Origin of the sequence: Mesorhizobium sp. WSM3859 (assembly GCF_002295065.1) — a bacterium.
In the GTDB taxonomy this organism is placed as follows: domain Bacteria; phylum Pseudomonadota; class Alphaproteobacteria; order Rhizobiales; family Rhizobiaceae; genus Mesorhizobium.
The window spans coordinates 192,422-206,395 of record NZ_NSGG01000005.1; the positions used below are offsets into that span (position 1 = coordinate 192,422).

11 protein-coding genes are annotated in these 13,974 nt (G+C 64.7%); 9 read left to right on the forward strand and 2 right to left on the reverse strand.

Annotated elements, in window-relative coordinates; genetic code table 11:
* Nucleotides 1-51: 51 nt before the first annotated feature.
* The 5 genes from CK230_RS13490 to CK230_RS13510 are packed head-to-tail and all read left to right on the forward strand — an operon-like array spanning nt 52 to nt 6,540.
* Nucleotides 52-2,193, forward strand: coding sequence for a hydantoinase/oxoprolinase family protein (locus CK230_RS13490; protein WP_095817656.1), 2,142 nt, complete (start codon nt 52-54; stop codon nt 2,191-2,193).
* A gap of 14 nt (nt 2,194-2,207) precedes the next feature.
* The gene (locus CK230_RS13495) at nt 2,208-4,403 is read left to right on the forward strand and encodes a hydantoinase B/oxoprolinase family protein (RefSeq protein ID WP_095817657.1); all 2,196 of its coding nucleotides are present in this window, start codon (nt 2,208-2,210) and stop codon (nt 4,401-4,403) included.
* Nucleotides 4,404-4,409: 6 nt separating this feature from the next.
* On the forward strand, nt 4,410-4,916 hold the full coding sequence (locus CK230_RS13500; protein ID WP_095817658.1) for an acetone carboxylase subunit gamma: 507 nt from the start codon (nt 4,410-4,412) through the stop codon (nt 4,914-4,916).
* 7 nt (nt 4,917-4,923) lie between these two features.
* A complete protein-coding gene (locus CK230_RS13505; RefSeq protein WP_095817659.1) occupies nt 4,924-5,694 on the forward strand; it encodes a glucose 1-dehydrogenase in 771 nt (256 codons plus the stop codon).
* An 18-nt stretch (nt 5,695-5,712) separates the two neighbouring features.
* Nucleotides 5,713-6,540 (forward strand): SDR family oxidoreductase, encoded by an 828-nt coding sequence (locus tag CK230_RS13510; RefSeq protein WP_095817660.1) that lies wholly within the window; start codon nt 5,713-5,715, stop codon nt 6,538-6,540.
* 59 nt (nt 6,541-6,599) lie between these two features.
* Here the strand turns inward: CK230_RS13510 and betI are convergent, their stop codons facing one another.
* Entirely contained in the window at nt 6,600-7,238 is a 639-nt protein-coding gene (betI, locus tag CK230_RS13515; RefSeq protein WP_176480089.1) for a transcriptional regulator BetI, read from the reverse strand.
* Nucleotides 7,239-7,349: 111 nt separating this feature from the next.
* Here betI and CK230_RS13520 point away from each other — a divergent pair, with 111 nt between their 5' ends.
* The 4 genes from CK230_RS13520 (at nt 7,350) to CK230_RS13535 (ending at nt 12,684) form a co-directional block, all read left to right on the forward strand.
* Nucleotides 7,350-8,387 carry an alcohol dehydrogenase catalytic domain-containing protein gene (locus CK230_RS13520; RefSeq protein WP_095817874.1) on the forward strand — a complete coding sequence of 346 codons (1,038 nt, stop codon included), beginning with the start codon at nt 7,350-7,352 and terminating at the stop codon, nt 8,385-8,387.
* A gap of 106 nt (nt 8,388-8,493) precedes the next feature.
* On the forward strand, nt 8,494-9,435 hold the full coding sequence (locus CK230_RS13525; protein ID WP_095817662.1) for an ABC transporter substrate-binding protein: 942 nt from the start codon (nt 8,494-8,496) through the stop codon (nt 9,433-9,435).
* A gap of 94 nt (nt 9,436-9,529) precedes the next feature.
* Entirely contained in the window at nt 9,530-10,591 is a 1,062-nt protein-coding gene (locus CK230_RS13530) for a betaine/proline/choline family ABC transporter ATP-binding protein (RefSeq protein WP_095817663.1), read from the forward strand.
* The gene (locus CK230_RS13535; RefSeq protein WP_095817664.1) at nt 10,588-12,684 is read left to right on the forward strand and encodes an ABC transporter permease subunit; all 2,097 of its coding nucleotides are present in this window, start codon (nt 10,588-10,590) and stop codon (nt 12,682-12,684) included. The genes CK230_RS13530 and CK230_RS13535 overlap by 4 nt, the downstream gene beginning before the upstream one ends.
* On the opposite strand, the gene CK230_RS13540 is transcribed toward CK230_RS13535, so the two are convergent.
* Entirely contained in the window at nt 12,685-13,968 is a 1,284-nt protein-coding gene (locus CK230_RS13540; protein WP_095817665.1) for an O-antigen ligase, read from the reverse strand. It lies immediately after the preceding gene.
* Between the last annotated feature and the right edge of the window lie 6 nt (nt 13,969-13,974).

A 13,974-nucleotide genomic window follows, 5' to 3' on the forward strand; every position in this document is an offset into this window, starting at 1 on the left:
CCGGCTTGAGGAATCTAGCCTGGGGTCATTCTCGGCAAGGGAAAGCGACCCGTGGATCAGATCACGACCAACCCAATCGTCATCGGTATCGACGCCGGCGGCACCATGACCGACACGATCCTTGTCGATCAGGACGGTCACTTCAAGATCGGCAAGTCGGCGACGACGCCGAAGAACGAGGCCGAGGGCTTCCTCGCTTCGGCGGAGGACGCTGCGGACGCCTGGGGCATCTCGCTGCAGGACCTGTTTTCGGGCGTCAATGTGGTGCTCTATTCCGGCACCGGCATGCTCAACACGCTTTTGTCGCGCACCGGCCGCAAGCTCGGGCTGATCACCACCAAGGGCCTCGAGGACATGATCCTGATGGGCCGCGGCCTGCAGGCCTGGGCGGATTATTCCTATGCCGACCGCCTGCATGCGGTCACCCATCACCATCCCGATCCGTTGGTGCCGCGCCGCCGCACCCATGGCGTCACCGAGCGCATCGACCAGTTCGGCGACGTCGTCCTGCCGCTCTACGAGCAGGAGGTGCATGCCGCCGCCAAGAAGCTGATCGCCGACAAGGTCGAAGCGATTTGCATCATGACCGTCTTCTCCCACGTCAATCCCGCGCATGAGAAGCGCATCGCCGAGATCTGCCGCGAGGAGGTCGCCGCCGCCGGCGCGGACATCCTCGTCTACACCAGCCACGAGGTGCGTCCGGTCATCCGCGAGCAGTCGCGGCTGAACTCGGTGCTGATCGAGGCCTACGCCACCTCGCGCGGCCGCAAGCAGTTGAAGGGCATCGAGGACGTCTCGAAGAAATACGGCTTCAAATATGGCGTGCAGACGCTGCTTTCTTTCGGCGGCCTGACCTCGATCAACCATCCGCGCCTGCACGAGACGATGATCTCGGGGCCGATCGGCGGCATCCTGGGCGCGGCCTATGTCGGCAAGCTGATCGGCAACGACTCGCTGATCTGCTCGGATATGGGCGGCACCTCCTTCGACATGGGCGTCATCACGCGCGGCCAAACGCGGATCGAGAACGAGCCGCTGATGGACCGCTTCAAGCTCAATGTGCCGACGCTGCATCTCGACACGATCGGCGCCGGCGCCGGCATGATCCTGAAGGTCGATCCGCTGACCAGGAAAGTCTCGCTCGGGCCGGAAAGCGCCGGTTCCGATCCCGGCCCGATCTGCTTCGCCAAGGGCGGCACCGAACCGACCATCGCCGATTGCGACGCCATCCTCGGCCGGTTGAACCCGCATTACTTCCTCGGCGGCAAGGTCGTGCTGCAGGTGGAGAAGGCGAGGAAAGTCTTCGAGGAAAAATGCGCCCGCCTGCTCGGCGTTGGCGTCGAGGAAGCCGCCGAAGGCATGATCGACATGCTGGAGGCCGACGCCAACAACGCGCTGCGCCGCGTCATCTCCGGGCAAGGAATCCATCCCTCGGAATTCACGCTTCTGTCCTATGGCGGCTCCGGACCGCTGCATTTGGCCGGCTGCTCCAGGGGCATCGGCTTCAAGGACATCATCACCTTCCAGTTCGCCGCCGCCTTCTCGGCCTTCGGCTGCACCACCGCCGATTTCATGCGCCGCCATTCGGTGTCGACGCAGATCGACATCGGCGCCGGCGCCAGCGACGACGAATTGCAGGCTTTCGGCGCGAAGGTCACTGGCGTCTGGAACGACCTGACCAAGGCGGCGGTCGACGAAATGGTCGCCGACGGCCACGCGCTCGATAAGATCAAGACCGTGCCGTTCCTGATGATGCGCTACACCGGCCAGCTCGAGGACGTCGAGGTGATGGCGCCGCTGTCGGCGCTTCGTTCGGCCGACGACATGCGCAAGGTCATCGCCGAGTTCGAGGCGGTCTATGCCAAGGTCAATCATCGCGTCTCGCGCTATGGCGAGGCCGGTTTCTCGATCACCGAGCTCGGGCTGATCGCCACCGCCGACAAGGTCAAGCCGGTGCTCTTGAAGCGTGCGCTTGGCAAGTCGGATCCGGCAGCTGCCCACAAGGGCGTGCGCGAGGCCTATATCGGCGGCCGCTGGCACAAGGCCAATCTCTACGAGATGAATCTGCTGCAGCCTGGCCACGAAGTGATCGGCCCGGCCATCATCGAACACCCGGCGACGACGCTCGTCGTCCACCCGCAGGATCGCGTTCATGTCGATGAATGGACGCTGCTGCACTACACCCACGCTTGAGAAGGGCGAACGCCATGCTGGACAAACCCGCCTCTGCGCTGCGCATCCGCGAAAGGCTGCTCGAATCCGAACGGCTGATGGACGAGACCGGCTGCTATGACGGCATTACGGAACTCCATCTGCGCAACCAGGATCCGCTGAAGTTCGAGACGCTGCACACCAAATTGCGGGCCTATTGCGTCTCGGCCCGCGAGATGGCGCGTCGCATCTCGGCCTCGCCCGGCGTGCGCGAGGTCGGCGAGATGGTCGTCGCCATCTATACGCCGGAGGGCGATGCCATCGCGCTCTCCAACGGCATCATGGTGCATGTGCACACGATGAGCCGCTTCATCAAATGGATGATCCGCAACGGCTACGAGGAGAACCCGCAGATACGCGACGGCGACATCTTCGCCAACAACGACGCCTTCATAGGCACCGTGCAGGTGCCGGACGTGATGGACGTGGTGCCGATCTTCCATTCCGGCAAGCTGGTAGGCTGGGCGGGGGCCGTCTGCCACGAGCTCGAAGCCGGCGGCATCACGCCCGGCGGTGACGTGGCGCTGGCGCAGGAGCGTTTTACCGAGGGCCTGTTCGTCTGCGCTGAAAAGGTCGGCGAGAATGATGAGCTCAGGCGCGACTACGTCATCCGCTGCGAGCGCAACCTCCGCATGCCGATCTACTGGGTGCTCGACGAGAAGGCCAAGGTCGCCTCCTGCATCGACATGCGCGAAAGCGTCAAGGCGCTGATCGACGAGATCGGCCTCGACTACTGGATGCAGGTATCGAAGGAATTCATCGAGGAGGGCCGCCGCGCCCAGCTCGCCCGCACGCGCCAGCTCACCGTTCCCGGCATCTATCGCGGCCACACCTTCTACGGCCACGTCACCGCCGGCAAGCCGGGCTACCAGCCGCTCGGCGATCCCGACTGGCTCTACAACATCCCGATCGAGATGGAGATCACCACCGACGGCAAGATCATCATGGACTTCGAGGGCACGCAGCCCTGGGGCTACCATTCGATGAACTGCACGCCGGCCGGCATGGATGGCGGCATGTTCGTGACGCTGACCCAGCACATGAATTTCGAGGGCCTGGTCAATGACGGTGCCTGGATGGCGACCGAGCTGAAGCTGCCGCATGGCACCTGGACCAACCCCGACAACGAGATGGTGGCGACGGCCACCTCCTGGGCGCTGCTTCTGCCGGCCTATGGCGTCTTCCAGCGGCTCTTGTCGCGCTCCTTCATCGCCCGCGGCTTCGTCGAGGAAGCCTTTGTCGGCCAGGTCAACAGCCCGATGATCGAGATGGGGGGCACCAGCCAGTACGGCACGCCCTTCGGCATGGCGCATTTCGAATGCGCCGCCGCCGGCTCAGGCGCTTTGGCCATCAAGGATGGTTTGGACACCGCCTATGTCGGCTGGAACCCGGAATCCGACATGGGCAATATCGAGATCTGGGAACAGAACATGCCGATGCTCTATATCGGCAGGTCGATTGTTCCCAACTCCGGCGGCGCCGGCAAATATCGCGGCGGCTGCTCGTTCCTGTCGACCTGGCTGGTTTCCAAGACCGATCATCTGCGGCTGGTGACGTCCGAACATTCCTCGCGCGTGTTCGACAATGGCGGGCTGTGCGGCGGCTATCCGGCGCCGACCTGCCAGAAGCACCGCGCGGTGCGCGATTCGAATATCTTCGAGCTGGCAGAGAACGGCGCGCCGCTGGCGCATCACACCGGCACCAATCCCTATCGCTCGGAGCTGGAGGTGCGGCTGGAGGGCGAGCATGTGACGCTGGAGGGGCCATACATCACCGCGCCGCACAAGACCGGCGACGTCTTTACCCATTCCTACAATGGCGGCGGCGGCTACGGCGACGTGCTGGAACGTGACCCGGTCAAGACCGCCTGGGATGTCGAGAACGGATTCCTCACAAGGCAAGCCGCTGAAAGCATCTTCGGCATCGTGCTCGACGAGGACGAGGAGGGTTTTCCGGTCGCCAATCTGGAAGCCACCAAACGCCATCGTGCCGAGATGCGGGCAAAGCGTCTGGCGCGCGCCAAGCCGGTTTCGGAGTGGATGGCCAAGGAGCGTGAACGGGTGAAGGCGGCCGATTTCGCGCCCGAGGTGAAGAAGATGTATGCCAGCGCGATCAAGCTGTCGCCGCGCTTCACCGGGGATTTTTCGGCCTTCTGGGATGTCGACGCCAAATCGACCTTCGGCGTGGAGTAAGAGACCATGACCTCATACAGCAAGGAAGTCATCGCCGATCTGGTTGCCGGCACGCTGCCCTGGCCGCAGACGCGCCGCATCATGAGCGCCTACAAGGACGACGATCGTTTCTTCAAATATGTCGCGGTGCTGCAGGAGCGCGTCGGCTGGAAGGATCCGATCCTGCTTCCGGTCGGCGACCATCTCTTCATCTGCCAGAGCGGCGACGAGCGGGTGACGAAATGCGAATGCGGCCACTCCTTCGGCGACTACCGCAGGAACTGGAAGCTGAAGGCCGCGATCATCGTGCGCGACAGCGAGGAGACGCTGCGCGAGATCTACCCCAACAGCGACCTGCCGGATCCGGATTGGATGGAAATCCGCGAATTCATCTGCCCGCAATGCGGCACGCTGCACGAGGTCGAGGCGGCGGCGCCCGGCTACCCCATCGTGCATGATTTCGAGCCCGATCTGGAAGGGTTCTACCGCGACTGGCTGGGCAAGCCGCTGGAGCCGTTGAACAAGGGAGACTGATGCCGCAATGGGCCGCGTCGCAGGCAAGGTGGCGCTCGTCACCGGGGCCGGGCTCGGCCTCGGGCGGGCGTCCTCGCTTCTGCTGGCGGCGGAAGGCGCAAGGCTGGTCGTCAGCGACATCGACGAGGGCCTCGCCGCCGATACGGCGGCCGAGATCGTCAAGGCGGGCGGCGAGGCGTTGACGCTACGCCACGATGTGTCGAAGTCCGAGGAGTGGTCCGCCGTCATGGCGGTGATCGAGCAGCGCTTCGGGCGGCTCGACGTGCTGGTCAACAATGCCGGCATTGCGATTGCCAAAAACGTCGAGGACACGACTTTAGCCGAATGGCGGCGCACCATGGCGGTCAATCTCGACGGCGTCTTCCTCGGCTGCCAGGAGGGCATCAAGCTGATGAAGAAATCCGGCGGCGGATCGATCATCAATCTCTCCTCCATAGACGGCATCATCGGCGAGGCGGATCTTGCCGCCTACTGCGCCTCCAAGGGCGGTGTGCGCACCTTGACCAAGGCGGTTGCGGTGCATTGCGCCGAGCAGCGCTACGGCATCCGCTGCAATTCCATCCATCCAGGCTATATCTGGACGCCGCAGACCGAGAACTATCTGCGCGACCTCGGCACACTCGAGCAGGAGAAGGCCAAGGCGCTGTCGCGCCATCCGATCGGTTTCCTCGGCGAGCCCAACGACATTGCCTACATGGTTCTCTACCTCGCCTCGGATGAATCGAAATTCGTCACCGGCTCCGAAATGGTCGTCGACGGAGGTTATCTTGCAGTGTGAACTCGGAGCGCGTTCGCGATGACCAATCTCACCGGCCGCAGCGCCATCATCACCGGTGGCTTTTCGGGCATGGGCTTTGCGATAGCAACGGCGCTCGCCAAGGCTGGCGCCAATGTCGCCGTCGGCTCCTATGTGGCGCCGCCGCAGGCGGGCAGGGCGGACGCCGCCTATTATCCCGGCGCCGACGAGATCGAGCGCGTGAAGTCGGCCCTGGCCGCTCACGGCACCAGTGTGCATGCCGCCCATCTCGACGTGCGCGACAGCGCGCTCACCAATCTCTTCTTCGCGGAAGCCCAGGCGGCCATCGGCCCTGCCGACATCCTGGTCAATGCCGCCGGCACCACCGCCGAGCAGCCGGTCTGCGGCCATTCCGACGAGCTCTGGGACAAGATCGTCGACACCAACCTCACAGGGGCGTTCCGTACGACCCGCGCGGTCCTGCCCGGCATGATCGAACGCGGCTGGGGCCGCATCGTCAACATCGGCTCGACGGCGGCTTCCGTCGGCTGGAAGGACAACCCAGCTTACTGCGCCTCCAAGGCCGGCCTGCTCGGCCTGACGCGCTGCGTGGCGCTCGAAGGCGCGGCACGCGGCGTCACCTGCGTCATGATCAGCCCGACCTGGGTCGAGACCGAGCTGATGCGCCGCAACGTCGCGCAAGTGGTCGAGCGCGAAGGCAAGGGCCGCAGCGCCGAGGAGCTGATGGACGAATTCCGGAAGGGCAACCCCCAGGGCCGCATGATGCAGCCGGAGGAGATCGCGGCGCTCGCCGTCTTCCTCTGCTCGGACCTCGCCAAGGGGATCACCATGGAAAACATCCAGATCACCGGTGGAGCTTTATGGTAAAACCCGCGCCGGCAAGGAGCGCCTGCAGCCGCTCGCTGCCGGCGATGCCTTCCAAAACGTCACGCCGCCTGCAGCTGAAGCCTCTTCAGCTTCGACACCATGGCCGGCCCAAGCATCTTTTCCGAATATTCGACAAGCAGCGCCCGCGCCTCCAGATGCGAGATGGCATCGTCCGAATGGCCGCGCCGCAGCCAGAAACCGTCGAGCATCGCGGCGAAGCCGCGTACGAAATGGTCGATTTCCTCTCTCGACCACAGCGGCGAAAGCGCCGAGCCGATGTTCGACCGCAGGCGTTTGTAGAACAGCTCCTGCAGCCGGGCGTAACGCGGGTTGTGCGCGGCTTCCGCATAAAACGACACCCAGGCATTGGCCGTGTTGCGCTCGAACTTTTCTTCCGGGAAATTGCCGTCGACGATCGCCGTCAGTCGATCCCAGCGGGTCTCGGCCTGGCGCAGATTGACCACCACGGCGTCCATGAGCACACGGTTGGCGTAGCGCACCATCTCGAACAGCACCTGGTCCTTGTCCTTGAAATAATAGGTCAGGATGCCCTGCGACATGCCGGCCTCATGGCAGATACGGGTCGTCGTCAGGCCCTTCAGCCCGTCGCGAAGGAAGATGCGGTGCGCCGCCTCGATCAGTTCGACCCGCCTGATGTCCTCGATGCGGGTGCGTTGTTTCTTCGTCCTGGTCGCCATGGGTTTCGTATATCCGACGAAAATTTTGTACGCACTAACAAATTTTTGTATTGCCATATGATTTTGGCAGGCCTAGGCTGCGAAGGCAAGCAGATGCCGGACGGACTATCGATGACGTCGCACACACAAACGATGCGGGCCGCGGTCCTAGGCAGCTATGGCGAGCCGCTCGAGATCACCAGCGTGCCGCGTCCCGTCGCCGGCCCCGGTCAGATATTGGTGCGGCTTCAGGCTTGCGGCGTCTGCCATACCGACGTGCATATCTGGCGCGGCGAAAGCGTTCCGCCGCACGCGCCTTCACCCTTCGTCATGGGCCATGAGGGCATCGGCCGCGTCGAGGCGATAGGCGACGGCGTCGGCGGCTGGTCGCTCGGCGATCGTGCCGGCGTGCCCTGGATCCACGACACCTGCCGCCGTTGCGATGAATGCCTGGACGGCTACGAGTCCTTTTGCCAGCATCATCGCGCGCATGGCTTGAACGTGCCTGGCGCCTTTGCCGAGTATGTCGTCTGCGACGCGAGCTTCGCGGTGGCGCTTCCCGAAGCCATCGATCCGGTGACCACCGCGCCGGTGATGTGCGCCGGCGTTACCGCTTACGGCGCTGTGAAGCGGGCGGGGCTGAAAGCCGGCGAAAAATGCATCGTCCTCGGCTGCGGCGGCCTCGGCCTTTATGCGGTGCAGATCGCCAGCCGGCTCGGCGTCAGCGTGCTCGCCGTCGACCGCGACCCGGCGAAGCTGGAGATCGCCCGCCGCTACGGTGCGGCGGAAACCGAAATCGCCGACTCGGGCTTGCCCTCGCGGCTGGCGGCGAAGGGCGAAAAATACCACGCCTGCATCAATTTCGCGCCGACCACCGCGACCTGGGACGCGATGGTCGCGGGTATCCGGCCGCGCGGCAGGATCATCGCCGCGGCCATGGTCTTCCAGCCGGTGCCGCTCATTCAGGAATGGCTGACGGCCACCGGCGTTCTCATCACCGGCACCAGCGTCGGCACAAGGCAGGAGATGCGCGAGCTGGTCGCCATGCATGCAAATAAGCCGCTTGAAACGACGGTCGAGGTCATCGGGCTGGAAGACGTGTCGGCAGCACTTGTCGCTCTCGAACAGGGCCGGTCGAAAGGGAGGTACGTCATCAGCTTTGCGGACTAAGGACTGTTCCAGGCGGCCAGGGGAGTGGCGCGCGGAAAGAGGCTAGCGGCAGCCTCGCCATCAAGGATGAAACCCGAACCATAAACATCCATACAGGGGAACGATCATGCCGAATAGAATTAACAGACTGAGAAATGCAGGAATTGGCCTGGCTCTGGCGCTTGCCGCCACGACGCCCAGCCTCAGCGCCGAGCTCGGCGCCAAGGACGAGCCGATCAAGCTTGCGATGCTGGAATGGACCGGCGCGCATGTCTCCACCCACATCGCCGGACAGCTTCTTGAAAAGCTCGGCTACAAGGTCGAATACGTCACCGCCGGCAACTTCCCGCAGTTTTCCGGTCTCGCCGACGGCTCGCTCAGCGCCTCGGTCGAGGTGTGGATGAACAATGTCGGCGACATCTATCCGAAGACGCTCGCCGCCAAGCAGATCGAGGATATCGGCAAGCTCGACCTGAAGACGCGTGAGGGCTGGATCTACCCGAAATATATGGAGACGGTCTGCCCCGGCCTGCCCGACTGGACGGCGCTCAACAAACCGGACTGCATCAAGGCGCTGTCGACGCCGGAAACCGCGCCCAACGCGCGCTTCCTCGACTATCCGGCCGACTGGGGCTCGCGGGCCGCCACGATCCTTGCCGACAACAACATGCAATACACTGCCGTTCCGTCGGGTTCCGAGGGCGCGCTCGTGGCCGAGCTCGAAGCCGCCGAGGCTGCCAAGACACCGCTGGTGATGATGTTCTGGGGGCCACATTATGCGCTGGCCGAAAACGACGTCGGCTGGGTCACCATGCCGCCCTGCAAGGAGCAGACCAACGAGCACTGCATCACCCCGCCCGATGTCGACAAGATCGTCTGGTCGGGCTTCGGCGCCAAATGGCCGGCGGCCTACGCCTTGCTCAAGGCCTTCAAGATGGACGCCGGCGAGCAGGAGAAGATGATGCTTGCCGTCGACAAGAAGGGCGAGGACCTCGACGCCGTGGTCAAGGCCTGGATCGACAAGAACGAGGCGGTGTGGAAGCCCTGGGTCGACGGCGCCAAGGGATAAATTCGCTGATGTGCCTGGCAAAGGCTAAGGGCGATAAGGGCCCGGCTTCCGCAATGCGCGGAGCCGGGCGACCAATCGGCAGGGGTCGATCGGAATGTACACTGCAGCGCGCCCGATAAAGCTTGCCTGCCGCAATGTCTGGAAGGTCTATGGCCGGCGTCCGGACTATTATTTCGACTCGCGCGGCTATGTGATCGACCCCGATGCGCTGGCCGAGCGTCTGCGTGCCGAAGCGCATCTGCCCGCCGTGGTCGATGCCAGCTTCGAGGTGGCGACGGGCGAGATCTTCGTCATCATGGGCCTGTCCGGCTCCGGCAAGTCGACCCTGGTGCGCTGTCTGTCGCGCCTGGTCGAGCCGAGCGCCGGCGAGATCCTGCTCGACGGCAGGAACCTGCTCGCCGCCAGCGGCAAGGAGCTCATCGAGCTGCGCCGTCACGCCATGGGCATGGTGTTCCAGAATTTCGGCCTGCTGCCGCATCTGAGCGTATTGGACAATGTCGCCTTCCCGCTGAAAATCCAGGGCAAGCCGGCGAAGGAGCGCGAGGCCCGCGCCCGCGAGATGATCGCGCTGGTCGGGCTCGAAGGACGCGAGGCATCCTTCCCGCACCAGCTCTCCGGCGGCCAGCAGCAGCGCGTCGGCATCGCCCGGTCGCTGGCGGTCGGGCCTGAACTCTGGTTTCTTGACGAGCCGTTCTCGGCACTCGATCCGCTGATCCGCAAGCAGATGCAGGACGAGTTCCTGCGCCTTCAGCGCATGCTGAAGAAGACCATCATCTTCATCACCCACGATATCGCCGAGGCCTTCCGCCTGGCCGACCGGCTGGCGATCATGCGGGCGGGCAAGATCGTGCAGATCGGCCGCCCGGCCGACATCGTGCTCAATCCGGCCGACGACTATGTCGCCCAGTTCACCGAGGACATGCCGCTGCTGCGCGTCATCACCGCCGGCGACATCGCCACGCCGGCCAATGGCACGGCCCTGCCGGAGCGCAGCGTCGCCGCCGATACCAGCCTCGAGGCGTTGATCCCGCAGCTCGCCTCCGGTGTGAGTGCTTTCACGGTACCAGTCGCAGGTGACGGTCCGCCGGCGGTGCTTAGCGCCGGCGCGGTGCTTGCGGTGCTGGAGCGCGAGCAGGCGAGGCGCAAAAGCTCATGACGGCGCCGGCCGCGATCGCACCACCCGCGCAAAGGTTCGCCATCGCGCCGGCCCTTGTTCCCTGGTGCGCGCTGGCCGTGCTGACGGCGTTTTGCCTGCTTCTGAAAACCGAGCTTCCCTGGCTGGTCAATTTCCCCAAGGAATGGACGCTGCCGCTGGCCTCCTACATCAACGCCGTCACCGACGTGGTCGTCTCAGTCATCCAGCCGGGGTTCCGGGGGCTCTCCGCGCTGCTCGATGCGCCGATGCGCGGCGCGCGGCTGGCGCTTGCCTGGCTGCCCTGGCCGGCGGTGATGCTGGCGGTCACCGCCCTTGCGCTGAAGTCGAGCGGCGAGCGGCTGGCGATCTTCGCGCTCGCCACGCTCGCTTACATCCTGCTCGCCGGCTACTGGCCGCAGAGCATGAACACGCTGGCGCTCGTGCTGCTGGCGGTGCCGATCTCGATCGTGCTCGGCTTCCTGCTTGGCGTTCTGGGTTACGCTCGCCCGCGCTGGCGTCCGGTGCTCAACGGCGCGCTCGACCTGATGCAGACGGTGCCGGCCTTCGCCTACCTCATTCCGCTGCTCTTGCTGTTCGGCTTCGGCCCTGTGGTCGGGCTGATCGCCTCGGCGGTCTATGCGACGCCGCCGATGGTCCGCAACACCATGCTCGGATTGGACCGTGTGCCGGCGACGATCAGCGAGGCCGGCCTGATGAGCGGCTGCACGCGCCGCCAGCAGTTCTGGCAGGTCGAGGTGCCGACGGCCGCGCCGCAGCTTCTCGTCGGCTTCAACCAGACGACCATGGCGGCGCTGTCGATGGTGATTGTCGCCGCCATCATCGGCGGCTTCGAAGATATTGGCTGGGAGGTGCTGTCCTCGATGCGCAAGGCCGAGTTCGGCCAGAGCATCCTGTCCGGTCTGGTGATCGCGCTGCTCGCCATCCTCATCGACCGCCTCACCATCGGCTTCGCCAAGGCGCCCGAGACCGGACCGACGCGCGCCATGCGCTGGATGACGCCCCGCCGTCTGGCCCTGTCGCTGGCGACCGCGCTGGCTCTCGCCGTCGTCATCCGGCTGGCCGCGCCCGATGCGACGCTTCTGCCGGAAACCGGGCTGCGCATGCAGATGGGCGCCGTAAACCAATGGCTGCTGGGGCTCGTGCGCGACTATGCCTGGTCCTTCAACGGCGTGCGCAACGCGGTGCTCTACTGCCTGCTTCTGCCGATGCGCGTCGGCATTTCCGGTGCGGCGACGCCGGCAATGTGGGGTTTCTCGCTGCCGCCATCGGCGCTGGCCGTCTATGTGGGTTTGGTTGCGGCCTTGGCCGCGTTGGCTCTGCGCCGTTTCGGCTGGCGGGCGGCGGTCGCCGTGCTGGCCGCCGGCCTTGTTCTCTACACCGGCTTTCTCGATCTGCCCTGGCCTGTCTTCATCCTTGCCGTCGCCTTGCTTGCCGGCCAGGTGGGCGGGCCGCGGCTCGGCCTCTTCGCGATGGCGGGCTTCGGGCTGATCCTGGTCAACGGCCTCTGGCCGCAGCTGGTGCAGTCGCTCTATCTCTGCACGTTGGCCGTCCTGCTTTGCCTTCTGGTCGGCGGCGCGCTCGGTGTTTGGGCCGCGCACAGCGAGCGGGTCTCCCGCGCACTGAAGCCGATTTGCGACGCGCTGCAGACCATGCCGCAATTCGTCTTCCTCATCCCGGCGCTGATGTTCTTCAAGGTCGGCGAGTTCACGGCGCTGATCGCCATCATGCTCTACGCCATCGTGCCGCCGATCCGCTATGTCGAGCATGGCTTGAGGCATGTGCGCGCCGACGTCGTCGAGGCGGTCGAGCAGATGGGCGCGACGCCGCTGCAGACGCTGCTGCAGGCCAAGCTGCCGCTCGCTTTGCCGGTCGTCATGCTCGGCCTCAACCAGACCATCATGGCGGCGCTGTCGATGTTGGCCATCGCCGCCCTTGTCGGCACGCGCGATCTTGGCCAGGCCGTCTATGTCGCGCTCGGCAAGGCCGATGCCGGCATGGGCCTGATCGCCGGCCTGTCGATCGCCTTCCTGGCGATCCTTGCCGACCGGCTCATCCAGTCCGCCGTCGCGCGCTCCGCGGCTGCCTCCAGCTGATCAGCCCGGCGCCGGGACGCGGCCATTGGCAGACCTGTCGTCGTCGGCCGGAACGGCTACCCTGCGGCGCCGGAAAGCCGGCAACGGGGTCAGCCTGAACAGGCCGTAATAGACGATGAAGGACGCCATGAAGTAAGGGCCGAGCATCTCGACCTCGAAGAAGGAGCGGATCAGCATCAGTCCGATCGCGCCGGCCAGCACCACCGAATCGGCGCTCCAGTCGCCGAACACCACTTTCGACACATGGCCATAGAAAGCGCGCAGGATGACAAGCGCCAGCAGGGTGACGCCGATGAAACCGATTTCGACCAGGGTCTCGATATAGGTGTTGTGGAAGTGGAAGCCAGAGCGGGTCGAGATATAGAATTCCGCCCACAGCCGCTCCGGATCGGCAAAGCCCTGCACCCAGTAGGCGGCGTAGCCATAGCCGAGCAGCGGGTGCTGCAGCGCCGCCTCCCAGCCCTGCTCCCACAGATAGGTGCGGCCGGTTAGTGTCGAATCCTTGCCGAAAATGCCGAGCACGACATCCAGCAGGCCCATGTTGAGCGCTGCCACGACGGACATCACCAGCGCGCCGGCGCCGATAACGAACAGCACGCGGCGGTACCGCAGCGCCAGCACCTTGCTCATGGTGAGCAGCGACACGACGCCGATCACGGCCGGCAGCGAAGCCACGGACGTCGCCGAATGGGCGATTGCCAGCATGTAGACCGACAAGAGCATGATTGGCGCGGTCCAGGCGAAGCCAAGCCAATTGCGCCGATAGAAGACCAGGAAGGCAAGACAAAGGAAGATGCCCAGCGAGGCGAAGAAGCCGACCTGGTTCTTGGAACCGAAGGCGCCGACGAAATTGACTGTGCCGTCCATGATGTCGAGCGCATAACCGCCGACTTTCATGGAATAGAGCAGAACGAGGAAGATACCGATCAGTGAGCCCACCACCAGCGTGCGCACGCTGACGGTGCGCGCCGCGACATAGGCACAGGCGATATGCGAGGAATATTGCAACGCCGCGCGCGCGCTGGTGCCCGCCGCCTGGGACCAGAACACCGAGAGGCAGACATAGAGCGCAAGCGTGATGGGCAGCCAGGCGGTGGAAAGCCTCCAGGTGAAGCGCCGGTAGTCGACGAACAGCAGCGGCAGCCAGACGGCATAGTAGGCGAGGATCAGGATCTGGCCGAAATTGGGCGAATAGGCGAAGGCGATCACGGAAACCACGACCGCGAAGGCGCCGTAGGTCTCGTTGCGATCGGGATCGATCAGAATGGATTTCGGAATCTTCATACCGGA